This window comes from Bacteroides mediterraneensis (assembly GCF_025993685.1).
GTDB lineage: Bacteria > Bacteroidota > Bacteroidia > Bacteroidales > Bacteroidaceae > Phocaeicola > Phocaeicola mediterraneensis_A.
Map to the genome: position 1 here is coordinate 501,426 of NZ_DAJPEN010000001.1, position 26,381 is coordinate 527,806.

23 protein-coding genes are annotated in these 26,381 nt (G+C 46.9%); 11 read left to right on the forward strand and 12 right to left on the reverse strand.

Going from position 1 to position 26,381, the window contains the following annotated elements; all coding sequences use genetic code 11:
* The first annotated feature begins 193 nt into the window (after nt 1–193).
* The 5 genes from OIM59_RS01930 (at nt 194) to OIM59_RS01950 (ending at nt 6,592) form a co-directional block, all read left to right on the forward strand.
* Nucleotides 194–1,888, forward strand: coding sequence for a bifunctional UDP-sugar hydrolase/5'-nucleotidase (locus OIM59_RS01930; RefSeq protein ID WP_299174420.1), 1,695 nt, complete (start codon nt 194–196; stop codon nt 1,886–1,888).
* A gap of 26 nt (nt 1,889–1,914) precedes the next feature.
* Nucleotides 1,915–2,256 (forward strand): hypothetical protein, encoded by a 342-nt coding sequence (locus tag OIM59_RS01935; protein ID WP_022353983.1) that lies wholly within the window; start codon nt 1,915–1,917, stop codon nt 2,254–2,256.
* 49 nt (nt 2,257–2,305) lie between these two features.
* Nucleotides 2,306–4,612 (forward strand): TonB-dependent receptor, encoded by a 2,307-nt coding sequence (locus OIM59_RS01940; RefSeq protein ID WP_299174187.1) that lies wholly within the window; start codon nt 2,306–2,308, stop codon nt 4,610–4,612.
* 136 nt (nt 4,613–4,748) lie between these two features.
* Nucleotides 4,749–6,035, forward strand: coding sequence for a M64 family metallopeptidase (locus OIM59_RS01945; RefSeq protein WP_299174184.1), 1,287 nt, complete (start codon nt 4,749–4,751; stop codon nt 6,033–6,035).
* A 20-nt stretch (nt 6,036–6,055) separates the two neighbouring features.
* Nucleotides 6,056–6,592 (forward strand): GNAT family N-acetyltransferase, encoded by a 537-nt coding sequence (locus tag OIM59_RS01950; RefSeq protein WP_299174182.1) that lies wholly within the window; start codon nt 6,056–6,058, stop codon nt 6,590–6,592.
* Between the two features lie 68 nt (nt 6,593–6,660).
* Here OIM59_RS01950 and OIM59_RS01955 read toward each other — a convergent pair whose 3' ends face one another.
* The 4 genes from OIM59_RS01955 to OIM59_RS01970 form a co-directional block, all read right to left on the reverse strand.
* Nucleotides 6,661–8,046, reverse strand: a complete 1,386-nt coding sequence (locus tag OIM59_RS01955) for an efflux transporter outer membrane subunit (protein ID WP_299174179.1) — start codon at nt 8,044–8,046, stop codon at nt 6,661–6,663.
* 17 nt (nt 8,047–8,063) lie between these two features.
* Nucleotides 8,064–11,168, reverse strand: a complete 3,105-nt coding sequence (locus tag OIM59_RS01960) for an efflux RND transporter permease subunit (RefSeq protein ID WP_303894565.1) — start codon at nt 11,166–11,168, stop codon at nt 8,064–8,066.
* Nucleotides 11,169–11,189: 21 nt separating this feature from the next.
* Nucleotides 11,190–12,386, reverse strand: coding sequence for an efflux RND transporter periplasmic adaptor subunit (locus OIM59_RS01965; protein WP_299174173.1), 1,197 nt, complete (start codon nt 12,384–12,386; stop codon nt 11,190–11,192).
* 180 nt (nt 12,387–12,566) lie between these two features.
* Nucleotides 12,567–12,872 carry a nitrous oxide-stimulated promoter family protein gene (locus OIM59_RS01970; RefSeq protein WP_148330027.1) on the reverse strand — a complete coding sequence of 102 codons (306 nt, stop codon included), beginning with the start codon at nt 12,870–12,872 and terminating at the stop codon, nt 12,567–12,569.
* An 84-nt stretch (nt 12,873–12,956) separates the two neighbouring features.
* Between OIM59_RS01970 and OIM59_RS01975 the strand changes: the two genes are divergently transcribed.
* Nucleotides 12,957–14,342 carry a threonine/serine exporter ThrE family protein gene (locus OIM59_RS01975; RefSeq protein WP_072541856.1) on the forward strand — a complete coding sequence of 462 codons (1,386 nt, stop codon included), beginning with the start codon at nt 12,957–12,959 and terminating at the stop codon, nt 14,340–14,342.
* 120 nt (nt 14,343–14,462) lie between these two features.
* Here the strand turns inward: OIM59_RS01975 and OIM59_RS01980 are convergent, their stop codons facing one another.
* The 5 genes from OIM59_RS01980 to OIM59_RS02000 form a co-directional block, all read right to left on the reverse strand.
* Nucleotides 14,463–14,738: a putative quinol monooxygenase gene (locus OIM59_RS01980; protein WP_022353991.1), complete on the reverse strand. Its 276-nt coding sequence runs from the start codon at nt 14,736–14,738 to the stop codon at nt 14,463–14,465.
* 99 nt (nt 14,739–14,837) lie between these two features.
* On the reverse strand, nt 14,838–16,622 hold the full coding sequence (gene rpsA, locus OIM59_RS01985; RefSeq protein ID WP_072541857.1) for a 30S ribosomal protein S1: 1,785 nt from the start codon (nt 16,620–16,622) through the stop codon (nt 14,838–14,840).
* Between the two features lie 187 nt (nt 16,623–16,809).
* Nucleotides 16,810–17,514 (reverse strand): SIMPL domain-containing protein, encoded by a 705-nt coding sequence (locus tag OIM59_RS01990; RefSeq protein ID WP_299174167.1) that lies wholly within the window; start codon nt 17,512–17,514, stop codon nt 16,810–16,812.
* Nucleotides 17,515–17,683: 169 nt separating this feature from the next.
* Entirely contained in the window at nt 17,684–18,538 is an 855-nt protein-coding gene (locus tag OIM59_RS01995) for an ATPase (protein ID WP_299174164.1), read from the reverse strand.
* 86 nt (nt 18,539–18,624) lie between these two features.
* Nucleotides 18,625–19,215: a peptidylprolyl isomerase gene (locus OIM59_RS02000; RefSeq protein ID WP_299174161.1), complete on the reverse strand. Its 591-nt coding sequence runs from the start codon at nt 19,213–19,215 to the stop codon at nt 18,625–18,627.
* Between the two features lie 152 nt (nt 19,216–19,367).
* Here OIM59_RS02000 and OIM59_RS02005 point away from each other — a divergent pair, with 152 nt between their 5' ends.
* The 4 genes from OIM59_RS02005 (at nt 19,368) to OIM59_RS02020 (ending at nt 23,293) form a co-directional block, all read left to right on the forward strand.
* Nucleotides 19,368–19,595, forward strand: coding sequence for a putative signal transducing protein (locus tag OIM59_RS02005; RefSeq protein WP_299174158.1), 228 nt, complete (start codon nt 19,368–19,370; stop codon nt 19,593–19,595).
* A 29-nt stretch (nt 19,596–19,624) separates the two neighbouring features.
* Entirely contained in the window at nt 19,625–20,386 is a 762-nt protein-coding gene (locus OIM59_RS02010) for an SDR family NAD(P)-dependent oxidoreductase (protein WP_299174155.1), read from the forward strand.
* A gap of 218 nt (nt 20,387–20,604) precedes the next feature.
* Nucleotides 20,605–22,386, forward strand: coding sequence for an IdeS/Mac family cysteine endopeptidase (locus tag OIM59_RS02015; protein WP_299174152.1), 1,782 nt, complete (start codon nt 20,605–20,607; stop codon nt 22,384–22,386).
* Nucleotides 22,387–22,417: 31 nt separating this feature from the next.
* A complete protein-coding gene (locus OIM59_RS02020; RefSeq protein ID WP_299174149.1) occupies nt 22,418–23,293 on the forward strand; it encodes a fimbrillin family protein in 876 nt (291 codons plus the stop codon).
* Nucleotides 23,294–23,392: 99 nt separating this feature from the next.
* Here the strand turns inward: OIM59_RS02020 and OIM59_RS02025 are convergent, their stop codons facing one another.
* Complete coding sequence (locus OIM59_RS02025; protein WP_299174146.1) at nt 23,393–24,010, reverse strand: hypothetical protein; 618 nt, start codon at nt 24,008–24,010, stop codon at nt 23,393–23,395.
* A complete protein-coding gene (locus OIM59_RS02030; RefSeq protein WP_299174144.1) occupies nt 23,995–24,510 on the reverse strand; it encodes an NAD(P)H-dependent oxidoreductase in 516 nt (171 codons plus the stop codon). Before OIM59_RS02030 ends, OIM59_RS02025 begins: the two co-directional genes overlap by 16 nt.
* Before the next feature lie 133 nt (nt 24,511–24,643).
* On the opposite strand from OIM59_RS02030, the gene OIM59_RS02035 reads away from it, so the two are divergent.
* Nucleotides 24,644–25,420 carry an SDR family oxidoreductase gene (locus OIM59_RS02035; RefSeq protein ID WP_299174141.1) on the forward strand — a complete coding sequence of 259 codons (777 nt, stop codon included), beginning with the start codon at nt 24,644–24,646 and terminating at the stop codon, nt 25,418–25,420.
* Here the strand turns inward: OIM59_RS02035 and OIM59_RS02040 are convergent.
* On the reverse strand, nt 25,408–26,319 hold the full coding sequence (locus tag OIM59_RS02040) for an AraC family transcriptional regulator (RefSeq protein ID WP_299174138.1): 912 nt from the start codon (nt 26,317–26,319) through the stop codon (nt 25,408–25,410). The two genes, OIM59_RS02035 and OIM59_RS02040, sit on opposite strands and share 13 nt — an antisense overlap.
* Nucleotides 26,320–26,381 lie beyond the last annotated feature (62 nt).

A 26,381-nucleotide genomic window follows, 5' to 3' on the forward strand; every position in this document is an offset into this window, starting at 1 on the left:
ATATTGGTTGCAAAAGTAGTGAAAAAATGGGAAAATCGTAGTGTGGAACAGCCTTTCGTTTTTTAGTATTTTAGGAAGTATTCTGGTGGAATATCGGGAAGTTCTCGTATCTTTGCAGCTGTTATGACCAATGTCAGATAAAATGAAGACTAGACCAATCTATTTTATTATTAGCCTGATTACTTTGTGGGGCATGAGTCACTTGCAGTTGTGTGCAGCCGACAGTCAGACTGTGACACTCAAGTTTATGGAAACCAGTGATGTGCATGGTTGTTATTTCCCTTATAATTTTATCCAGAATAAGCAAATGAAGGGTAGTCTGGCCCGTGTGTCTTCGTATGTGAAGGAGCAGCGGAAGCAATACGGGAAGAATGTCATCCTGATGGATAACGGTGATATTCTTCAGGGACAGCCAGTGGCTTATTACTATAATTATATGGATACGACTTCGGTGCATGTATGCGCTGCCATGTTGAACTATATGCGTTATGATGTGGGCAACATGGGTAACCACGATGTGGAAACCGGGCACGCCGTGTACGACCGTTGGGTGAAACAGTGTGAGTTTCCGGTGTTGGGTGCCAATATAATCGATGCCAAGACAGGCCGTCCGTATCTGAAGCCTTATCAGGTGATGGAACGGGATGGGGTGAAGATTGCTATCCTCGGCATGATTACTCCGGCCATACCCTCCTGGCTGCCCGAACAGCTGTGGAGCGGGTTGCGTTTTGAAAGCATGAGGGCTTGTGCGGAAAAATGGGTAAAGGAAATCCAGGAAAAGGAACATCCGGACATTCTGATTGGTTTGTTCCATGCGGGACCGGAAGGAAACCGTTTGGACAATGCCATTGAAAATGAATCGGCCGAAGTGGCTAAAAACGTACCGGGGTTTGATGTGATTTTCATGGGACACGACCATACCCGCTGGAATGAAAGGGTGGCCAATGTGAAAGGCGATTCTGTGCTGCTGATAGACCCCGCCAATACGGCAAAGGTGGTTTCAGAAGTCACTTTCACCGTGAAAAAACAGGATGGGAAAGTAGTCTCCAAGCAGATGGAAGGTAAGCTGGTCAATATGGATGATTATGCCGTAGACTCGGATTTCATGAATACATTCCAGGAGCAGTATGAGGCTACCATGGATTTTGTTTCGCGGAAAATCGGACGGATAGAACATACTATTTCTTCGAAGGATGCCTTCTTTGGTCCTTCTGCCTTTATCGACCTGATTCATCAGTTGCAGCTGGATATTACCGGGGCAGATATTTCTTTCTGTGCTCCGCTGTCGGCTTATGCGGAAATCCAGAAAGGAGATATCTGTGTGAGCGACATGTTCAACTTGTATAAGTTTGAGAACATGCTGTATACCATGTTGCTTTCCGGAAAAGAGGTGAAGAACTTCCTGGAAATGTCGTACGACCTCTGGGTGAACCAGATGAAATCGGCTGATGACCATTTGTTGCTGCTGAACGAGAAGGACAATGGATTCGGGCGTTTTCGGAATCCCAGCTTCAACTTTGATTCTGCGGCAGGCATTATTTATACGGTGGATGTGACCAAACCGCGTGGCGAAAGAATTACTATTGAGCGCATGGCCGACGGAGAACCCTTTGAATTGGATAGGCAATACAAGGTGGCAGTCAATTCTTACCGTGGAAACGGGGGAGGCGATTTGCTGACCAAAGGAGCAGGTATTCCCAAAGCAGAATTGTCAAAGCGCATTGTTTTCTCTACCGACAAGGATTTGCGCTATTACTTGATGAAACGGATTGAGGAAGTCAAGGTATTGGATCCGAAGCCGCTGAACCAGTGGAAGTTTATTCCGGAGGAATGGACCGTTCCGGCGGCACAGCGTGATTACAAGCTTTTGTTTGGAAATAATAAATAATTATAGAGATTAGAAAGAAAAGGGAAATGTGTAGAGGTTTTCGTAAGCATCTCCGGGTATGGGCATTTTGTCTGGCAACTTTGTTTGCCTCTTATTATGCTGCTACGGCCTTGTTTGCCCATGTACATGTGGTGAACGGGGTGATGCTTGTACACTCGCATCCCTTTACCAAATCCCATTCTCATAACGACGGCCAGACACTGGCCCTTCATTTTCTTTCCAGTTTTCACTCTTTGGAAGCAGGGCAGACAGACTTGGAACTTCCGAATCTGTATGTGCTTTATTCATTGGTGGAAAAACTGGAAATCTCTCCTGTCGTGTCTTCTTATGCGGCAGGAATTTATCTCCGTGCTCCTCCCATACGATAGTTCTATTGGAGATTTGAAGAACTTAGTATGAATATTTTAGGAGCAATTAATGAAAAAATATATCAATTTGTGGATGGGAGTGGTATGCACTCTCGTCAGCTATGCGTATGCTTACGCAGAAGGTCCCGTCAAAGAGGGAAATGCCATTTTGGGGCATGTGATTGAAAAGGGTTCGGAGGCAGGTTTGCCTTATGCGGCCGTGTTGGTAGTGGAAACCGGTGAAGGTACCGTGACAGACGGAGAAGGTTATTTCCGTTTCAAGAATGTTCCGGAAGGAGAATATTCCGTGAAGGTGCAGATAATGGGCTATGCCACGCAGATAAAGAAGGTGACGGTCAGCAAGGATTTCGTGGTCGACATGCATTTTGTCATGGAAGAGGAATCCATTATGACGGATGAGGTGGTGGTTTCGGCCAACCGGAATGAAACCAGCCGGAAAGTGGCTCCGGTGGTAGTCAATGTGATGAACAACAAACTGTTTGAGATTGTAAACTCGACCAATCTGGCTAAATCATTGAGCTATCAGTCGGGCTTGCGGGTGGAAAACAACTGTCAGAATTGCGGTTTCCCTCAGGTCCGTATCAATGGGCTGGAGGGACCTTATTCACAGATTCTGATTAACAGCCGTCCGGTGATGAGTGCGTTGTCGGGGGTGTATGGACTGGAACAGATACCGACCAACATGATTGAGCGGGTGGAAGTGGTACGTGGCGGAGGTTCTGCCTTGTTCGGGGCCAATGCCGTGGGAGGTACCATCAACATCATTACCAAAGACCCGGTACGCAATTCGTTTCAGGTGGCTTCTACGATGTCGAACCTGAACGGAAAGGTATGGGAGCAATATATGGGAGCCAATGCCTCACTCGTTTCGTCCGATAACTCGTACGGTATTGCATTGTATCAGTCCTACCGTAACCGTAATCCGTATGATGCGGATGGAGACGGGTTCTCTGAATTGGGAAAACTTAATATGAATACTTTCGGGTTGCGGGCTTATTATCGTCCTACTCAGTTCAGCCGCATCAGTCTGGAATATCATACGACGAATGAGTTCCGTCGCGGCGGTAACAAGTTCGACTTGCAGCCGCACGAAACGGACATCACGGAGCAGACCAAACACATCATTAACAGTGGAGGTTTGACGTACGATGTGTTTTTCAACGAGTACAAGCATAAGCTTTCGGTCTATGGCTCGGCCCAGCACATCGACCGCAACAGTTATTATGGCGCAGGTGGTGACCCGAATGCTTACGGAAAGACCAAGGACCTGACAGCTGTGGGAGGAGCCATGTATGTGGGAAATATGGATAACTGTCTGTTTTCTCCGGCTACTTTTACGGGAGGGGTGGAATATCAGTATAATTCCTTGCACGATGTGATGACGGGTTACCAGCGTGATTTACGGCAGGATGTAAAGATTGCCAGTGGATTTGTGCAGAATGAATGGAAGCTGGACTATTTCACGATTCTGGCCGGATTCCGTTTGGACAAGCATAACTTGGTGGACAAGGTGATTTTCAGTCCTCGTGTCAATGCGCTTTGGAAACCTTCCGACAAGCTTCAGGGACGTCTGACATGGTCGACAGGTTTCCGTGCCCCTCAGGCTTACGATGAAGATTTGCATGTGGCAGCCGTGGGAGGTGAAGCGATGGAAGTCCGGCTGGCCAAAGGCTTGAAACCTGAACATTCCAACAGCTTCAGCGGCTCGATTGACTGGACGGCAAATTTCGGACATTTTCAGTCGAACTTGTTGGTGGAAGGCTTCTATACGGCGTTGAACGATGTGTTTTATCTGGAAAGCATTGGAAAAGACCCGGTATCGGGTACCTCCGTGCAGGAACGTCGGAACGGTAGTGGAGCCCGGGTGTATGGAGCCAATATTGACTATAAGATTGCACATGGAAAGGAAGCCCAATTGCAGTTGGGCTTTACTGTACAGCGGAGCCGTTATACGGAGGCTGTGAGATGGAGTGAGGATGAAGATGTGGCAGCCATCAAGCGTATGCCGCGTACACCGGACTATTACGGATATTTCACCTTCAGTTCCGCACCCTGTAAGAATTTTGATTTCTCTCTTTCGGGCGTCTATACAGGCCGGATGATTGTGCCTCACTTTGCAGGGTATATTGAAAAGGACCGCTTGGAGCACACACCCGATTTCATGGACTTCAATCTGAAGTTGAATTATACGTTTGTGTTGAACGACCATCTGAAGTTGCAGTTGAACGGAGGGGTACAGAATATCTTCAATGCGTTCCAGAAAGATTTGGACAAGGGAGGAAAGCGTGATTCGAAGTATTTCTACGGTCCCACTCAGCCTCGTACCTATTTTATTGGCATCAAGTTTTTCAATTGATAAACGGATAAAATAGTCTTTCTAGCGGTGTCTTCTGTCAAGGCACCGCTTTTTTTGTAGGGGACCTCGCTTTCTTGTTACAAGAATTGTGTGAAATAAGGCAAATCGCTATTTTTGTGGGAAAAATTGAAGATATATGAAAAAGACAGTATGGATTCTCACACTTGGATTGTCACTTTGTGGAAATGCTTTCGCACAGAATTTCGATGATTATTTTATTGATAAAACCCTTCGGTTGGATTATATATTTATGGGGAATGTCGACAAGCAGGATATCTGCCTGGATGAGTTGTCTTCGCTTCCTCAGTGGGCAGGCCGGCATACGCATTTGTCGGAGCTTCCATTGGCGGGAAATGGCGAAATCACCATGAAGGACAAGGCCACGGGAAAGGTTATTTACCGGACTTCCTTTTCCAGTCTGTTTCAGGAATGGCTTGGAGAGCAGGAAGCCAAGGTCGTGACTCGCGGATTTGAGAATACGTTCTTGGTGCCTTATCCCAAACAGCCGGCCGAGATTACCGTGACTTTAAAAGATGCGTATCAGAAACCCAGTGCTACATTGACGCACGAGGTCAATCCAAAGGATATTCTGATTCACCAGCGGGGTACAGGTAATTTGACGCCTCACCGTTATTTGTGGAAAGGAGGTTCCCCGGAGAAGTGCATCGATGTGGCCATTATGGCGGAGGGTTATTCGGCAAAGGATGAAGCATTGTTCTATAAGGATGCTGAGATAGCCTGTGAGTCTTTGTTTGATCATGAACCGTTCAAGAAACTGAAAGACCGGTTTAATATTGTGGCTGTTTTCAGTGAGTCGAAAGACAGCGGGGTCAGCATTCCGCGAAACAATGAGTGGAAGACCACGGCGGTCAGCTCGCATTTTGATACCTTCTATTCCGACCGTTACCTGACTACACGGAGTGTAAAGGCCATTCACAACTGGCTGGCGGGTATTCCTTATGAGCATATCATCATCCTGGCCAATACAGATACGTATGGGGGAGGAGGAATCTATAATTCCTATACATTGACTACGGCGCATCATTCCATGTTCCGCCCGGTAGTCGTGCATGAGTTTGGACACAGCTTCGGAGGCTTGGCCGACGAATATGCATACGATGAGGCACCGAGTCCTTTGTATCCTTACAGCGTGGAGCCGTGGGAACCGAATATCACCACACTGGTACACTTTGAGGACAAGTGGAAAGACATGGTAGACCCGGAAACTCCCATTCCGACGAAACCTCAGACGGATGAGAAGCTGATTTATACCAAAGTCGGTGTGTATGAAGGGGGCGGTTATACGAAAAAAGGAATTTATCGTCCCACTACGGAATGTCGGATGAAAATCAATGAAGCTCCGGTGTTCTGTCCGGTATGCCAGCGTTCCTTGGAACGTACCATTCGTTTTTATACAGAATAGTCATCTTTAAATTTATAGGTATGCTTCAATTTATTCCCCTTCATACGACGGATCAGGCGTATGTGTTTGTAGAGAATCTGTGGCATGAATCTTTCCCTGAATCGGAGCGGAGAGAGGATGAGCCCCAGCGTGACAATGTAGACCATCACGATGCATTTACTTGTTATCTGATTGCGGAGGATACGCTTCAGATAGGATTTATTACCGTATGGACGTTGGAAGGCTTCTCTTATGTGGAGCATCTGGCCACTTCGCCGTTGGTGCGCAACAAAGGATATGGCCGGAAAATTATGGAAGAACTCCAGAATCAGTTCCCGGGACTCTTGGTTTTAGAGGTAGAGAAGCCGGTGGACGAAATGAGCCGACGGCGTATCGGTTTTTATCAGCGATGCGGGTTCCGGTTGTGTGAAAAAGACTATGTACAGCCTCCTTATCGAAAAGGTGGAGAGAGCTTACCCATGTTTCTGATGTATGCGGGCACAGGGGATATTGCGGCTGATTTTGCATTCATCAGGGATGAGATTTATGAAAAAGTATATGGTGTAAAATCCGTGTAAGTAAAGAAAAATGCGGAAGCTGGGGGTGATGATTCCAGTTTCCGCATTTTTTATGTGGTATATGAGGCTTATTCTTTCCAGCCACCTCCCAAGGCTTTGTAGAGGTTGACCAGCGTGATCTGTTTGTCACGTACAGCGTTGCTCAGGCTGATTTGTGCGTCCAGGTATCCACGCTGAGCATCCAGCAAATCCATGTAGCCGATGACTCCATTGATGTATTGCAGCTGGGCCAAATCCAGTGTGATTTTCGACGACTGTTCCAAGCGCAGGCGGGTTTCGTAGATTTCTTTCACTTTGTTGTATTCAGCAATGGCGTTGTACGCATCCTTGAAAGCATTTAATACGGCTTTTTCGTATGCGTATGCAGCCTGTTCGCATGCTGCTCTCTTGGCTTTCAGGATGGCGCGGTTCTTGCCCATGGCAAAAAGGGGCTGAAGGATGGTTCCTGCCAACAGGTAGTGAGGCGACTTGAAGATGTGTGAAAGTTCTTCATTTTCAGAACCGTGTGTGGCCGTCAAGGTCAGTTTTGGGAACATGTTGGTAAAGGCAATTCCTACTGCGGCATTGGCCGCAATGACGGCCTGTTCAGCCTGGCGTACATCCGGTCGGCGTTCCAGCAAGGAAGAAGGAAGTCCCACGGGAAGTGAAGCGGAATGTACTACATCTTCCGGCAGGGTGGCCCGCTTGATTTCATGAGGATATTCTCCTGCCAGAAACGTAATCTCATTTTGTTTCAACGTGATTTTCCGTTCCAGATCGGGGACGAGGGTTGCCGTACGGGCCAATTCCACCTGGGCCTGCCGGTAAGCGGTTTCGGATGTCAATCCGCCTTCGTAGCGGATACGTGCCAGGTGCAAGCTTTCCCGACGGGCATCTACGGTCTTTCTCACGATGGAAAGTTCGTTGTCGAGGGCTACCAGTTCGAAATAAGACTGTGCTACCTGTGCTACCAAACTCATTCGGAGAGCCCGTTGGTTCTCAATGGAACCCATAAATTCGGCCATGCTTTTGTCCTTGGCCCAACGCAGGTTACCCCACAGGTCGATTTCCCATGTGATTCCCAGCTTGATATCGTATTGGTTGTCTTTTTTATAGTTACTTCCACCATAGTCTTCCCCTTCTTCTTCTGCATAGAGTTTCAACCCTAGCTGAGGGAACAGGTTGGCATAATCAATCCGTTTCATGGCAGCCAGTTCCTTGACCCTGGCAGCCGCAATCAGCATATCCTTGTTGTAGTCCAAGGTTTTCTGGATAAGTTGCTGGAGGATGGTATCGGTGTACATCTGTTCCCAGGGATAGTCACCGATGGATGTGGAGTCTACGCTGGTGCTGTCAAGGGTGACAGGCAGGTCCATTTTTGGGCGGGTATATTGTTTCCCGATTTTGCAGCCCCCCATCAGAAGGGCTGCTACGGAAATGAGTAAAAGGCGGTATAATTTGTTAGTTGGTTTCATAAGTTACATCTGTAAGTTTACTTTTTCACTTTCATTTTATGAGTGGCTTTGTAAATCATTACAAAGAAGAACGGCACGAGCAGGATACCTACGGTAACTGCCACAATCATTCCAAAGAAGACACCTGTACCGATGGCCTGTCGGCTGGCAGAACCTGGACCGGTGGCAAGCACCATCGGAAGCATACCGAGGATAAAGGCCAGTGAGGTCATCAGAATCGGACGGAAACGCAGGCTGGCTGCATGGAGAGCCGATTCTACGATGTCGCGTCCCTTATCCACCTCGTCTTTGGCGAATTCTACAATCAGGATGGCGTTCTTGGCGGCCAGACCAATCAACATAACCAGACCAATCTGGAAGTAAGTATCGTTTTCCAATCCGCAGAGGGTAATACCTGCATAGGCTCCCAATACAGCTACCGGAAGTGAAATCAATACGGCAATGGGGACGGTCCAGCTTTCATAAAGGGCAGCCAGGAACAGGAATACGAACAGAAATACCAAGGCAAGGATAAGTCCGGTTTGTCCGCCAGCCTGCTTTTCCTGGTAGGAAAGACCGCTCCATTCCACTCCGATGTTTTCGGGCAGTTTTTCGCGGGCAATCTGTTCCAACAGTTCCATCACCTGTCCGGAACTGGCCCCGTTGGCGGTAGTACCTCGAATGATAGAAGTATTGAACATGTTGAAACGTTTGATGCTTCCTGGTCCGGTAGTATAATCCGTGTTACCCAAAGCTGTCAGCGGAATCATGTTGCCGTCCGAACCACGTACGAAGAACAAGCCGATGTTGTCACGTTCACGGCGGTAAGGCGCTTCGGCCTGAATGTACACACGGTAGATGCGGTTGAACATGTTGAAGTCGTTCACATATACGGAACCGGTGTATGCTTTCATCGTTGAGAATACATCTGCCATCGGCACTCCGGAAAGTTTCACTTTATCCCGGTCTACGTCGAAGTACAGTTGAGGAATTTCAGCCTGCAAAGAGGAAGAAAGTCCTGTAATCTCTTTTCGTTGGGAGGCATAATACATCAAGGTATCGGTAGCCCGTACCAGGTCGTCGTAAGTGGCGTCACCACGAGCTTCCAGCTGCATCTCGAAACCGCCGGCCGTACCCAGACCCGGAATGACCGGAGGCGTAGAAAGGTAGACCTTACTTTCTGGATAAGTCTCCAGCTCTTTCTGTATTCTGTCCATCACTTCGTCAATAGTCGTATTGTCACGTTCTTTCCATTCCTTCAGAATGACGGTCAGCTGGCTTCTGGCCTGACTGGTTCCTACACGCGGGCTGCTACCGGTTACGTTCTGTACGTATTCCACGGCCGGATCCTTCATGATGAAATCTACAGCCCGGTCGGTCACAGCGCGGGTTCTTTCCAGAGTGGCTGTTTCCGGAAGCTCCAGTTCCACGGTGAAATAACCTTGGTCTTCAACCGGAAGGAAGCTGGTGGGCACCAACCGGTGGAACATATAGATGAAAATCAATACCATTCCGAAACCGACCATCACACGGCGCGGATTCTTGATGACACGCTTGATATAGATAATGTATTTGTTGTTTCCGATGGCCAGCCATTTGTTGATGAAGCGGAACACTCTGTTCTTGGGTTTGTTCGGATCAACCGGGCGCAGAATCAGTGAGCACATCACTGGGCTCAACGTCAAGGCTACTACCGTAGAAAGAAGCACTGAAACCACGATGGTGACCGTAAACTGGCGGTATAGCTGTCCGGTGATACCGGAAAGGAAGCTAACCGGAACGAATACGGCAGCCAATACCAGTGAGGTGGCGATGATGGCACCCACCAGTCCTTCCATGGCTTTCTTGGTGGCTTCATACGGGCTGAGCTTTTCTTCGTCCATGATACGTTCCACGTTTTCCACTACCACGATGGCATCGTCCACCACAATACCGATGGCCAGTACCAATCCCAACAAGGTCAGGATGTTGAGCGAGAAACCAAATATAAGCATAAATCCGAAAGTACCAATCAAGGAAATCGGTACGGCTACTACCGGAATCAGTGTGGCACGCCAGTTCTGCAAAGAAAGGAATACCACCACGATAACCAGGAATAACGCCTCAAACAACGTCTTGTACACCTCGTGAATGGATTCGGAAATATAATCCGTCATGTCGAATGGGAAGTTGTATTCCATTCCTTCCGGAAAACTCTTGCTGATTTCTTTCATGGCATCTTTCACGCTCTGGGCCACTTCCATGGCGTTGGCTCCCGGGAGCATGTAAATACCCAGAATGGCTGCATTTCCACCGTTGATACCACTTTCCGTGCTATAGGAAGAGGCTTCCAAAGACACCCGCGCCACGTCGCGCATACGGATAAGTGAGCCGTCCGGATTGGCGCGCAGCACGATTTCTTCAAACTGGGATGTCGATGACAAACGTCCTTGTGCTGTGATGGGAACGGTGATGTCCACTCCGTTCATGGGTTGCTGTCCGAGCACACCGGCGGCCGATTCACGGTTCTGGTCTTTCAGTGCATTCTGCACATCCTGTACGGTAAGTCCGAAGTTGGCCAGCTTGGCAGGGTCTACCCAGATTTGCATGGCATAGTAACGGCTACCGATATTGGAAATACGTCCTACTCCCGGAATACGGCGGAGCAAATCAAGTACGTTCAACGTGGCGAAGTTACTCAGGTAGATTTCGTCAAACTTCGGGTCGTTGGAAGTCAAGCAGAGAGTCATCAGCTGGCTTGGAGCCTGCTTCTCCACCGAAATACCATTCTGAATCACTTCTGCCGGCAGTCGGGATTCCGCCAGTTTGATACGGTTCTGGATTTCCACGGCTGCCAGATCTGGGTCGGCGGAGATGTCGAAAGTAACTGTGGCAGAGAAACCTCCGGAGTTGGAACTGCTGGATTCCATGTAGAGCATGCCCGGTGTTCCGTTCAATTCTTGTTCGATAGGGGTAGCTACTGCCTGCGATACGGTTACGGCACTGGCTCCCGGATAGGAAGCACTGATTTTGACTACGGGGGGAGTAATCTGCGGGTACTGGTCGATAGGCAGCATCATCAGACCGATGATACCTACGATTACAATCAATATGGAGATGACGGCCGAGAATACGGGCCTGTCAATGAAAAAGCTGACTTTCATGCGTAATTTCGTTTAGGTGGATTATTCTTCCTCTTTTTTCGCTTCGTTTTCAAGTTGGGCGGGGTCTTGCACACGGACCTTCATTCCCGGAGCCAGTTTGTGGAAACCTTCGTACACAATCATTTCTCCGGCAGACAATCCACGTTCCACTACCACGTCGTTTCCGAATTCAGGACCCAGCTCGATGAAACGTCTTTCCACAGTTGAGTCTTTTCTCATGACGAAAATATGGGCTCCTCCCTTTTCGATAATCAAGGCTTTTTGGGGAACGACTGTGGCATTTTCACGTACGTCGAGCAACACTTTCACTTTGGTGAACTGTCCCGGCAGCAATACATGGTCCGGATTGGCCAGTTCGGCACGTACGGAGAAAGTTCCTGTTTTCGGGTTTACCTGAGGAGCGGCAAAGTCTACCAGTCCTTTGTGCTCATAGACGCTGTTGTCCGGCAAGGTGATGGTGACGGTGGGCTGCCAGGAACGGGTAGAATCTTTCTGTCCGAAAGTCACGTTTCTTTCCTTGCTTTTCAGGTAATCAAGTGCGGTCATGCTGAAGTCCACGAGGATGGTATCACTCTTTACGATGGTAGCCAACAGGGATTTTCCGCTGCTGCCGACTAATGTACCCAAATCGACGTGACGTTCACTGATTTGTCCGGAGATAGGGGAGCGTACCACTGTGTAGCCCAGTTCCTGTTCGGCCTGTTCCAAGTCGGCCTTACTCATGCCTACACTGGCGACGGCTGTCTCATACGCTGCTACCGCATTGTCCAGGTCCAGCTGGCTGGCTGCGTTCTGTTCGTAAAGCGGGCGGATACGCTCCAGGTCACGTTTGGCTTTCTGTGCCTGTGCTTCATCTTTCTTCAGCTGGGCGCGTACTTTGTCTGCTTTGGCGCGATATTGGTCTTGGTTGATGATGAACAATACCTGATTCCGCTTGACTGAGGTACCCTCTTCAAACAGCATCTGTTCCAGAAATCCTTCTACACGTGCACGTACTTCCACAAACTGCTGCGCACGAACCCGTCCTACATATTCACCGAATATTTGTACGTTCTGCCGGCTGGCAGGCATGACGGAAACAACAGGGATTTCAGCTATGGGTTTCTTTTCTCGGGTAAAAATAAAATAGATGGATAAAATGACTGCGATGCCGATAATCATGTAAATCATTTCCTTTCTTTTCACCTTTAATTCTTTCCTAGTCAAAAAGCGTTTCATAAGTTCAATTTTTTTTATAGTTTTAGATGCCATTATCTCTAAAATGGCCGACAAGATTCGTGCCAAAGTTACAAAAATGTTTTATAAGCTGAAAATCAGCAGACTTCCTTCCCTTTCCGATAAGGAAGTATTGGGGAATTTTACAGATTATTGTGGAAAAAATCCACACATTGGGTGTGGTCACCGCTCTCTCCACAAATGTTTGAGGGTCCAGATTGGGTGATGCCAAAGCATGCGGGGGCCTGCGTATCGCATGACTTCCTTTATTTTCTGTTTCATTTGCGGGCGGTAGCAGTGGACAGGGCATTGCCGGCAGGTTTTCTTCTGTTCCCCGAAAGGACAGTGCGACAGTCTCTGGTGGGCATACTCCAATAGCTCTTTGCAGTCTTTGCAGAGGGTAGTATTCCCTTCTTTATGTCTGCAATAAAAGCGAATCATCTGTTCTACGGTCTGTTTCTCTTCTTCTCTCCGTGAAAGTTTATTCATATTAACATGGAACTTCGATTTACAAAGGTACGAATAGAATTGATATTTTTCGTAACTTTGCGCCCGAAATAATCTTTAAACAAAATGATATTAGAGGAACATTTAGAGACGACTGTAAAGGCTCACGATCAGTTGCTGCATCGTAGAGTGGATTTATTGTTGCGTACGGGGAAATTATTGGTGGAGAGTCTGGCCGATACGAACCGTATTGTAAGAAACATGAAACGTACGGCTGCTTACCTTGGCATCCCTGAAGAGAAGCTCCATATCAATGTCAGTTTTACGATGCTGATGGTGAATGTGAGTGACGGAGATTATTCTTTCACCAAGTTTCAGCGGATTGAAGGTCACGGTGTGAATATGACGGCCATTTCGGAGGTGAGTAAACTTTCTTGGCGTGCCATTGAGCAGGATTACACGCTGGACCAGTATGAAGAAGAACTGGAGAACATCCGCAAGAAGAAACGCAATTACACTCCTTGGCAGGTGGCTGTCGGTGCTGGTTTTGCGTGTGGCGGATTCTGTATTCAGTTCGGTTGTGACTGGATGGCGTTCCTGTATGCTTCCATCGCGGCTATATTGGGTATGCGTCTCCGTCAGATATGCAATGAATCCGGTTTGAACCATTATATGGGTATCGCCATTTCTGCTTTTGTGGCTACCATCATTGCCTGGGCTTCCACTTTGTTGCCGGCTGAATGGACGTCTACTCCCTGGCATCCGTTGCTGGCTTGTGCGCTCTTTATCGTGCCGGGTGTTCCTTTGATTAATTTTGTGGACGATATGCTCGACAATTACATTCAGGTAGGTATTGTGCGGGCGGTGAACACCCTTTTGATGGTGGCGGCTATGGCGTTCGGCATCGCGTTTGCAGTGAAGCTCTGCCACATCGATAATTTCTTCCCTACCATCAGTATGGTTCCTCATCATAAATATTGGGAATATGCCATTGCAGCGGCTATTTCAGCCATGGGCTTCTCGATGATATTCAATATCCAGCGTCGCCTGTTGTGGGTGGTAGCCATTGGAGGTATCATTGCGGTTTGTACCCGAAATTTCGTGAATCTGGGACCGAGTACCAATAATATCGGTTTGGACATGGGACTTGTCATCGGTTCCTTCTCCGGTTCCGTACTTGTCAGTCTGATTGCCATCAAGGCCGTACACTGGTTCCATGTGCCGAATCACGTGCTGACCATTCCATCGGTTATTCCGATGATTCCGGGAGTACTGATGTATCGTATGCTGTTTGGATTGATTAATATGAATGTACAATCCATCGACCAGGTCACTCCGTTGATGAAGGCCATTGAGAGTGGGGTAAATTCCGGGCTGGTCATTATGTGCATTGCCTTGGGAGTTGCCATTCCTAACATTTTTGGCCGTCGTTTTATTGCGGCATCCAAGAACAAGCGTCTGGCTGCGATATTGAAAGAACGTCGCGCACGCGGTAAGTTTGTGGAATGGTAATCTGAAAAGTTCGTTCATCTTATTCTATAAAAAGCCGGAAGGCTTCATACAACAAAAATCCCACCTGATTCTTTTCGAATGGGGTGGGATTTTTTTGTATGAAGTTCTGTAGAACAGTGCTTAGAACTCAAACTTTTCCAGTTTCATGGCAGCCAGTCCTTGGATTTTAGGAACCAGAGTGGTGAAGTGAGCACTCTGTTCGTGGGCAGTCAGTGAGGCTGCATCCTTCCATGTCTCGCAAATCATCAGGACATCCTTGCGGGTGCTGCTCTGAAACAAATCGTATGCTACACAGCCGTTGTCTTTCAGGGAGGCGGCTACCAGTTCTTTTGCTGCAGTGACTACTTGGTCGTAGTTCTTTTCTTCTGCTTGGATAAATACGTTTAGTCTGATCATTGTCTCTTGTTTTTAAGTTTAAAAATTACGGCGTAAAGATACCATAAAAAAAGGGATTACACATACGTGCAATCCCTTTTTGATATTTATTCAGAAAGATTATTTCTTACCTTCCAGCTGTTCCTTCAATGCAGCCAGTGCATCGATGTCACCCAAAGTGGTAGAAGCAGCCTGGTTCTGAATCATCGGAGTTTCTTCTTTCTTAGAAGACTTCTTAGAAGCTTTCTTTTCTGCCTTTTCTTCTGCCTTTGCAGCATCTTCGAAGATACGGCTGTGAGAAACGATGATACGTTTTGCATCTTTGTTGAATTCGATTACCTTGAACGGCAGTTTTTCATCCAGCTGAGCCTGAGAACCGTCTTCTTTTACCAGGTGTTTCGGAGTAGCGAAACCTTCTACACCGTAAGGCAATGCAACGACAGCACCCTTATCCAGCATTTCGATGATAGTACCTTCGTGGATAGAACCTACAGTGAATACTGTCTCGAATACATCCCAAGGATTGTCTTCCAGCTGCTTGTGGCCCAAGCTCAGACGACGGTTTTCCTTGTCGATTTCCAGTACTACTACGTCGATGTCTGCACCGATCTGAGTGAATTCAGAAGGATGTTTGATTTTCTTTGTCCAAGACAGGTCAGAGATGTGGATCAATCCGTCTACACCTTCTTCGATTTCTACGAATACACCGAAGTTAGTGAAGTTGCGAACCTTAGCCACGTGCTTAGAACCTACAGGATATTTTTCTTCGATAGTTTCCCATGGATCCGGTTTCAGCTGTTTGATACCCAAAGACATCTTGCGTTCTTCACGGTCCAGAGTCAGGATGACAGCTTCTACTTCGTCGCCCACTTTCATGAAGTCCTGAGCAGAACGCAGGTGCTGTGACCAAGACATTTCTGATACGTGAATCAAACCTTCAACGCCCGGAGCGATTTCGATGAATGCACCGTAGTCAGCCATAACGACTACTTTACCTTTCACGTGGTCGCCTACCTTCAAGTTAGGATCCAGTGCATCCCATGGGTGCGGAGTCAGCTGCTTCAAGCCAAGAGCGATACGTTTCTTTTCGTCGTCGAAGTCCAAGATAACTACGTTCAGTTTCTGATCCAGCTGAACCACTTCGCGAGGATCGCTTACACGGCCCCAAGACAAGTCGGTGATGTGAATCAAACCGTCTACGCCGCCCAAGTCGATGAATACACCGTAAGATGTGATATTCTTGACAGTACCTTCCAGTACCTGACCTTTTTCCAGTTTGCTGATGATTTCTTTCTTCTGCTGTTCCAGTTCGGCTTCGATAAGAGCCTTGTGAGAAACAACCACATTCTTGAATTCCTGGTTGATTTTAACCACCTTGAATTCCATAGTCTTGCCTACGAATACATCGTAGTCACGGATAGGTTTCACATCAATCTGAGAACCCGGCAAGAATGCTTCAATGCCGAATACGTCTACAATCATACCACCCTTCGTGCGGCACTTGATGTAACCCTTGATAATTTCTTCGTTTTCAAGCGCAGCGTTTACGCGGTCCCAAGAACGAGTAGCGCGAGCTTTCTTGTGAGACAAGATCAACTGACCTTTTTTGTCTTCCTGGTTTTCGATGTACACTTCTACAGTGTCACCTACTTTCAAATCCGGATTGTAACGGAATTCGCTCAACGGAATGATACCGTCTGATTTGTAACCGATGTTTACAACCACTTCGCGTTTGTTCATTGCGATGACAGTACCGTCTACAACCTCACGGTCGTTTACTTTGTTCAGGGTGCTGTCGTAAGCTTTTTCAAGTTCTTCCTTGCTTACGTTGGTTGTTGCATCACCGTTTTCATACGCATCCCAGTTGAAATCTTCAATAGGAGCAATGTTCTTTAAGTTTTCCATTAAATAAAAAAATTGTTTTTAAATAACTAATTGTGTTAGACTTTATATTGTTTATATAAATCGGCTGCAAAGGTATAATAAAATACTGAATATTAAAATACTTCGTTCTTTTTTTTCGGGAGAAAGGAAAACAGAAAATCCGGAGAACGGCTCTGTGGAGGCTTCGTTCTCCGGATTTTGGATTTTTTTAGTTTTCAAGAGAGTAGTCGATGGTTGTGACTACACGTATTTTCTTGATGTACGGTGTATTAGGGTCGCGGTCGGTGATGCTGAACTGTCCCTGGTTGGCCTGCCGGATTTTTCCAAGACTGCTGCCGGAGTCTTTGGCAAATTTTTCAGCAGCCTCACGGGCGTTTTTGGTAGCTTCTTCAATCATCTGCGGCTTTACTTTGTTCAGGTCGGTGTATTCATACTGCACCCTGTACTGGTATTCGCCGGAAGTGATGGCGATACCCCGTTTCAGCAATTCTCCTTGTTCGCTGATGAGTCCACGGATGAGGTCGACCTTGTCGGAAGTGACCGTGATGACGGTTGTCACATTGTAGCGGTTGGCCGGGTTCTGGTTGTTGCCGTAGCGTTCGGCAGCCAGGTCGATGATTTCGGGAGCATTCACGCTGATTTCCTTTTCTGTCAGTCCTTTCTCTTTCAGAAAGCTGATAATGGTCTGGTTGGAACGCTTGATATCGTCGTATAGCTGCCCCAGGTTATTTCCGAGGCTTTTGTAAACCAGCGGCCAGGTGACTTTATTGGCCGGAACTTCGATTTCCGCCAGCCCTTTTACGGTGACGCAACGGTCTTTCTCTGCAAATTTGTTGAATCCCTTTTCAATAAAGACTCCTAACAACAAGAGTCCGACAGCCAGGATAAGGGCCTCGATTCTGAAATTTTTCATGATGATTTAATTATAGTTAGATGTTAGGAATAATAACGCAAGGTATTGAAAATTATTGAATTTCCCAAGGGTTTTAAAACGTCTTTACGTTTGCTTGAAAATGTACTTGTGTTTTGATCAAAACGTCCTTGCGTTTGAAGTAAAACGCAAGTGCGTTTAAGGGAAAACGTCAAAGCGTTTTTTCAGGCAGGTGAAAATGCCTCAGTTCCAGTATGGGAGACTGTATGAAAACGCCTGTGTGGAGGTGGAGCTGCTGTGCGGCTTCTTCTATTTCCTGACGGAAAAACCAGGCTACGGAGCCGGTAAAAGAAATGGGCAGTTGCCGGTATCCTTCGTAGGAAACCACGTTGCGTTGGAAGAAGTCGGTGAAACAGGTCGTCAGAAAATGATGTACTTCCGGTTGTGGTTTGTGCTTATATATATAAGGTGTAAGACTGGCCAGGAAACGGTTGGCCAGAGGTTGTCTGTAGACCCTTTCCAGAATGTCCGGCAGGGTCAGCTGGTATTCTTTCAGCAGCCCCTCCAGCAGTCCGGCCGGAAGCTGCTGCTTGATGCAGTCGCCCAGAAAACGTTTACCCAAATAGGCGCCACTTCCTTCATCTCCCAGAATGTATCCCAACGGAGGAGTGTTTTGTATGATTTTCTCTCCGTCGTACAGGCAGGAGTTGGCTCCGGTGCCCAGAATACAGGCTATTCCCGGCTTGTGCTGGCATAAAGCACGTGCGGCTCCCACCAAATCGCTGTGTACTTCGATGGTGGCGTGGGGAAATGTCTGCCCCAAGAGGAAAGCCAGCTTTTCTATTTTGTCGGGGGTGCATCCGGCACCATAGAAGAATACGTCCTGTATGTCGGAAGAAGGACAAGGAAGTTGGGGTAATAGTCCGTTGCGGAGTATCTCATTTATTTTGTCCGCCGTCTGATGAAAAGGGTTGATGCCTTCTGTCTGGACAATCTGGCTGTGGTGAAGGGTGGTTCCGAAACACCAGTCGGTTTTGGTGGCTCCACTGTCGGCAATAAGAATCATAGGGAAATAAGATTAAAACGGGTGGAAAATAAAAAGAAGACGGCGTGTCCCGTCTTCTTCGTATGGTAGTTATGGATTTCTCAGAATTAGTGGCAATGTCCGCAACCTCCGCCGCAGCATCCGTCGTCTTCATGCTCGTGGTCGCCGCATCCGCCTCCGCAACCTTCGCATCCGCCTCCACAGCCTTCACCGCTCATCAGTTTGATGATGCTTTCCATTTCTTTGTTGGTGGCGTCGCGCATTTCCATGACGGTTCCTTCAAAATAAAGGTCTTTTCCAGCGTGAGGATGATTCAGGTCGAGCACCACTTTGTCGTCTGTAATTTCACCCACGTTGGCATAGAACTGGTGTCCTTCGGAGTCGTTCAGCATGATGATGTTTCCTTCGAAAATATTGTCGCTGTCGAATTTTCCGTCCGGTCCGCAGAACATTGATTTAGGTACCTGGCGTACGTTGTCTTCGTTTCTTTCTCCGTATGCTTCTGCACAAGGAATGGTGAAACTGAAGTTGTCTCCTTTTTGAAGGGCCAGAATTTCTTTTTCAAAGCGGTCCAGTGTATATCCTATTCCGGAAATGAACTGAAACGGGTGGGCGGCCGGAGCTTCTTCACGCAATTCTTTTTTTCCGTCTTCCACTGCATACAGTTTATATGCTACCGTAATGTATTTATTTTCCATGTTTAAAAATTAAATTTGCATTAATAATCGGTGGCAAAGATAGGAAATATCGCGAGAATAAGCGAATAAAAAAGAAAGAATGAAGCGGAAGACCGTTTTTTGTCGGAATGCTTTCCTATCTTTGCAAGGAGTTAGGACCTGAAAATTGTGTGATGAAACAGGATAAAATCATTGAATTGTATCGTGGAGAGTTGTGGGAATGTCAGTTGCTGGAAACGGTATTGAAAGATGAAGGCATCGACTGTTTTCTGACAAATAGTGTCCGTAGTGGTTATGGCCCCATCATTGCATTTGCCCAACAGATACAGGTGATGATAAAGGAAAGTGATGCGGAAAAGGGACTGGCTGTGCTCGATGCATTTAAGAAGGGAAAGCAGTAATATCATAATAAAAAATAGACAAGGAATATATGAAAGGGAAATTGGTTTTTATTACAGGTGCCACAAGTGGTATCGGTGAGGGTTGCGCACGGAAATTTGCAGCCATGGGAAGCAACCTGATATTGAACGGAAGAAACGTGGAAAAACTGGAAAGCCTGAAAAAAGAACTTACGGCACAGAGCGTGGAAGTGCTGACGCTGCCGTTTGATGTGCGCGACCGGCAGGCCATGCGTCAGGCGGTAGATTCCTTACAGGATAAATGGCGGCACATTGACGTGCTGATTAACAATGCCGGACTGGTAATCGGAATGGATAAAGAATATGAAGGTTCGCTGGAAGAATGGGATGTGGTGATTGATACCAATATCAAGGCATTGTTGGCCATGACGCGGATGATTGTGCCGGGGATGGTGGAACGTGGATGCGGGCATATCATCAATATCGGTTCTGTGGCCGGAGATGCGGCTTATGCGGGCGGCAGTGTGTATTGTGCGACGAAGGCAGCCGTGAAAGCATTGTCCGACGGATTGCGTATCGACCTGGTGGATACTCCGCTGCGGGTGACGAACATCAAGCCAGGGCTGGTAGAGACAAACTTCTCTGTCGTCCGTTTCCGGGGCGACAAGGGAAAAGCCGATGCCGTGTACGAAGGCATCCGTCCGCTGACGGGGGATGACATTGCCGAGGTGGTGTATTATGCTGCTTCCGCTCCTGCACACATTCAGATAGCAGAGGTATTGGTAATGCCGACTTTCCAGGCAACAGGGACGGTTTGTTATCGGAAAAAATAGTGCTTTCAGTTTAAGGTGTCATGGTCCGGAAATTCTGATGGGAGAAGGAAAGGGCCGGGCACCGGTAGCATGGTGAAAAGGTCCGGAAGGAATTTATTCTTTTTGTGTTTTGTGAAAAAAACAGAAAAAAGCCGTGTTTCTGTATGAGATTCTGAACAAAACTCTTGTTTGATTGTAAATGTTGATGACACAGAAACGAACCTGTATTGATGATGCAAATGAACCGATTGTTTGTTGCTCTTTTGGGCAGCATGTTATTCTTGATGTCGTGCGACCGCACGGAGGATATTTCTATATCGAAGAAGGAGGACTTTACGTTGGAGTGTGCCAAATCTGCTTGGTCGCAGGACAGTCGTGCGGTAGTGGATGACGAAGGTATCGGCTGTTTTGAGGAAGGCGACCGCATTGATGTGTGGACGAAAGTCGGAGAAGGAACTTCCAACGTCTGGTTGCAGTATGAAGGTGGAAGGTGGACTCCTTCTTTGAAACGGGTGAATAACGGACAAGGAACGTGGACTTTGTCGGCCTTGTTTCCGGTTTTGTCACAGCCAGTAGGGGATGCGACCCGTCGGATTCTTAATTTGCCGCTGAATCAGAGCATTGCAGTAAATAAGCAGGAGGCAGATATTCTTTTTGCCCAAACAACTGTAGGGTCGGAAGAGAGTTCCGCCAAGCTGTTGTTCAAGCATGCCTTGCATCAGATTAATATTCATCTGAAAGGAACTGTTCCGGAGAATTTGGAACTGAAGATACGGAGTTGTACGAATGGTGAGATTTCTCTGGTGGATGGAAGTGTGAACTTATCATCCAAGAAAAGTTATTATTGGATTACACCTCTGAAGACAGCAGAGCATACGTATTCAGCCATTATTCTTCCGCAAGATGCCTCGGATTATCAGAAGGGAGACGGATTGCTTCGTTTGACTTATGGCGAGAAAGAAATTTCTTATTCGCTTGATTCAGAAGTGCAATCGTTCAAACCAGGAATGCAGACTACGTTGAACTTGACCCTGAAGTCTGGAGATACAGGTGTAGATGATGAGGTAGTAGATACAGAATTTGCCAATCAGACCCGGTGGGTGTATGGTATAAATTCTCCGGCTTGTCCAGGGATAGATGAACTTCAAACTTACCCAGACTGGATGTCAAGTTTTCCGGATGGGGTATGGTTCCGGTATGAGTATAATGGTTTACCTGATAATGTGACTTATCTTACTTGGAAAGAAAATTGCGGCTGGTATGATTGCAACAAGACTATCGACTATAAAGGAGGAGATAACAATATGTGTTGGGCTGCTACTGCATCCAATTTGCTTCATTGGTGGTTGGAGCATAATAGTAAATACGTGGAAGCATACGAGGCTGTACATCCGGAGAGTTCTTGTCCTAAGGAATATCGTCGGATGACAGAAAATGACCAGAACCATAGTGATATATTCGCATTCTTCAAGAATTCTTTTCCGAATTTAGGAAGTTGGGAAACAGGAGGTGTCAATTGGTTCATTAATGGTGACGGCCAAAAATTGAATGCAAATTACAATACGGATTTTAAAGGCTTTTTTAGTGAGGTGTTTTCGAAAGATAATGTAGTGGCTACGGACACTTACAATATGTCAAAAAAGAACTTTAACAATTGGATGAAGGATGCTTTTCGAAACCATAAAGCAATCGGTTTTTCTGTATATGGCTTTGCTAATGCAAATGAAGGACTTCATGCTATGACCATTTGGGGGGCTGAATTTGATGCAGAGGGTAATGTGGCTTATTTGTATTTTTGTGATAACAATTCGGCAGATCAGGATCCCAATTATGGTGCAGTCAAACGGTTTAAGGTCGTGTACCAACTGGCTGGAGCATCTGGAGATAAGACAAGAGAGACTTTTTTGGCTCCATTGGACAAACTTGATGGAACACCTACGAAGAGAACATCAACGATATGTTCGTTGACTTTAGTAGACTTACGGCAGGATATATGGCGGAAAGCTTTTCCTGGAGTATAATAATGATAAATAATTGAAATAGAATAATAAAATGAAAAAGAATTGTTTTTATGTACTTGTAGCTGCCGCATGGATAGCGGTATCTTGTACAACCAATGAAATCCCAACCCAGTCATCTTCTAATCAGGCTATTACGATTGTGGCGGATGTTTCTCCCCAATCACGTGTGCCACAGTTGAATTCGGATGGTAGTGGCAGTTTTAGCAAAGGGGATGTAATGACATTATGTGTTACAAAAGCAGATGCCAATAAAACTTCTCTGGATTACGCATATCAGAAGGATGAAATAACATGGGGCGGATTGAATTTACCGGAAAGTACCAGTCAGGTGCAGATGGCGGCTTGTTATCCGAAGCAGACCGTCACAGAAAGTGGTACTTTTGAATTTGATGTGCTGAAGGCTACTGACAAAGACTTGCTTCTTGCTCCTGTCCAAACGGTGAATGTGGGTACTTCGGAGGCAGTAAACTTGAATTTTGTGCATGCGTTGCATCGCTTGGATGTGACCTTTACTCCGGGAGATGGTTATTCGGCAGATGCTTTGAAGAATTTATCGCTTTTGGTGAAAGCTCATACGCAGTGTACAGTAGATGCTTTTCAAGGAAAAATAAGAGAAGTGAAGTCTGATAAAGGTCAGTACACTTCTACCGGTGCATCTGCTTCATTTTATGTGATTCCTCAAGCTACTACAGAAATTACTTTGGATGTAACGGTGGGTGGACAGCATAAGTCTTTTACACTGAGTGAATTGTTTACCCAGTTGGGTAAGCCCCAAACAGACTTGAAAGGTGGTGCCAAATGTACCATTACCTTGAAAGTGGGCCGTGAAGGCATCGTGGTAGAAAGCGGTTCTATCGGTGCGTGGGAAAATCAGGTGACTGTAGACGGTGAATTGACGATAGGTTAAACAGAGAATTTATTTATCTTATAGAAAACTCCCCTTATTCAGCTTGTGATTGCAAAGGCTGAATAAGGGGAGTTTTTCTTGGTGGTTCCATTTTCTATTTTAGGAGGAAGCATTTCTTTCTATTTCCATGGTTTGCATCTGCTGTTTGGAGGTGCCGAACCGTTTCCCGTAGCGAGTCCAGTAAATCTCGGCTGCCATGCGGAACAGAGTCTTGGACAAAGGCATTGTGCCGGTCAGGGTGCGGTAGCGACCTGAAGCGATGGACTGGGCCAGTTGGCAGATTTTGCGGGTGGCAATGTACTTGAAAGGTGTGTCCAGAATGGCTTCTCCACTTCCCAGCATGAGAATAGACCCCATGGAGTATCCGTTTCGTCGGCAGAACAGCTGTATCATGCGGATGGCCACTTCGTTCTGTTCATGTTCCAGAAAGCCACAGTTTATCAGGATAGAGATAAGGGGTTTACGGGCTGGCGGATAAGCTTCCAAAGTCTTGAGAAATTGGAGAAAACCGCTTGGAAGGGCATCTGCATACAGCGGGAAGACGAACAATACCTGTGTATAGTCGTTTATCTCCTTACAAAGGCTGAGGTAATTTCTGGGAGTAACAGAGCGGTAAACCGCTTCGTGCGGATAATGCTTCATAAAAATCTCCGCATAACGCTTTGAATTTGATTTAGGAGCTCTTGGGCTGCCGTTCAGTATCAGTATTTTTTCCATTTTTCCAGTGTCTTTTTTACCGTGTCGTTTACCATGGCTTCGGTGGTAAATATAATCTCGTGCTGGGCAAAACTCATGTTGCAGGCATTGCGGACCACTAATTGCCGGAAAATGTCACGTTCTTCTTCGTCCGTATCGCCGTAAGCAATAATGGTGGCTTGTTTGAGTTTCACGTCGCGTTGCACATGGTGCGTTTCGCCTTGATGGATGCGTATGAAGGCCTGTTGCACAGGGATGGCTCGTTCGAGCATGGTTTTCATGGGAGTGTCGTAGCCTCCATAGGCCAGACGGCTCACATATAGTACGGCATCACTTTGGGCAATGCAGGGATAAATTTGAGTGGCTTCGTCGCGGATGACACATTGTCCCGGAGTTTTCGTCCAACATCCGAAACATCCCATGCAATTCGCAATTTTCAAAGAAGACAAATCGAAATAGCGGATGTCTTCCTTGGGCTGGAGAGTAATGTCCAGCGGTCTGTCGCTCATTATCAGTTTCATGTAATCATTTCATTTTTAGGAACAGAACATTTCCCGCACAGGAAATGTTTGATGAAATTTCTTACTTTTGCAGTGTATAAGAAAAATTGGGAATTATACGGAAAAATAGAAAAATTAAAAGAATATACGTTTTATGAATCGGGTGATAGTAGTGACAGGCGGTGCCGGGGGCATCGGCCGTTGTATTGTGGAATATTTTGCTTCTCAAGGCGATAAAGTGTATTTTGTGGATTGTGACCGGGAAGCGATGCTGGTTGAAGTGGAAAAAATGCGTAGGCAAGGGAAAAATGTGGCGGGATTTTCCGGTGACATTTCCGAGAAGGAAGTGCTGGAGGAATTTGCGGATTGGGTGCTTCGGGAACAGCCGGAAGGTATCCACTGTTTGATTAACAATGCGTGTCTGATGCATGGAGGAATTCTGGAAGGATGCGATTATGAGGATTTTCTATATGTGCAGCGTGTGGGAGTAGCCGCTCCTTTTATGCTGTCCAAATTGTTTAAGGAGCATTTCCAAGGACTTGGTTCCATTGTGAACCTTTCCTCTACCCGTGCTTTCCAGTCGCAGCCGAATACCGAGAGTTATACGGCAGCCAAAGGAGGCATTACGGCGTTGACACATGCCTTGGCTGTAAGTCTGTCGGGAGTGGCACGCGTCAATTCGATTGCTCCCGGATGGATTGACACGGGGGCTTACCATAAAGAAGAGGCGTATCAACCGGTGTATAGTCAAGGGGACTTGAAGCAACATCCTTCGGGTAGAGTGGGAGAGCCTATGGACATTGTGCGGGTGGTGGCTTTCCTTTGTGACGAACGTAACTCTTTCATCAACGGAGAGAATATCACGGTGGATGGAGGGATGAGCCGGCTGATGATATACCACAATGATTGTGGCTGGAGTTACAATCCTTGAGATGCTTGAACTCCGCTTTTGTCTTCTTTGCCTTTTCTTTCTTTCCGCATCCGGAATTTCAGCGGGGAGAGTCCGGTTTTCCGGATGAAGAATTTGCCGAATACCGACTGGTCGGAGAATCCCAGGTAGTCGGCTATTTCCTTGATATCCATGTCGGTACATTCCAGTAGTTTCCGGGCATCTGCACACAGGAGTTCCGACACATGGAAGCAGACGGTATGCCCTGTCAGCTCTTTGACGATACGGGAAAGATAGGTGGTTGAGATATGGAGTTGGTCGGCATAGAACTGGATGGTGTGTGCCTCCCGGTAATGGTGTACCAGCAGTTTCTTGAAATTGCGGAAAATCTCGTTGGAACGTTTTACGCAGACTGGAGTATTCCGGTTTTCCTGGCAGAGGGCATCCGTGATTTGCAGGAGAAGAAAACTGCACAGATGGCGGATGATTCCGTCCTGATACAGCTGCATGGCTTTCAGCTGTTCCGAAAAGAGTGACATCGTTTTTTGCATGTATTTAGCGGATGCATCTTGAAGGCGGAAAATGGGCAGCTGGTAGTTGCCCAGGTAGCGGGCCACCTGATTGTACACGGGTTGTCCGTCGGGCAGGCTGTCAAAATAATCGGGATTGATGTACAGGGCCGACATGGAGAAATCGGGGCTGGCATTGGACAGCACACTCTCGGTACTGGGGGTAAGTACCAGCAGCTGGTTGGCGGAAAGCGTATAGCGATGGAAGGCATCGGTGATGGCCGTTGTTCCGTTTGTGACGAGCAGGAAGAAGAATCCTTGTTTTATGACGATGGAGTTTGTCTGAAAATGGGGATGCTTTATTGGGGCAAACAAGGTGTTTCCAGCCTTTTGGCCCGATTCTTTCATGATATCAGTCAGTAGCCTGTTCATCTTACGTATTTTTTCTACAAATGTAAGTCTTGTTTCGTTTTCGACCAAAATTAGTTGCTCTT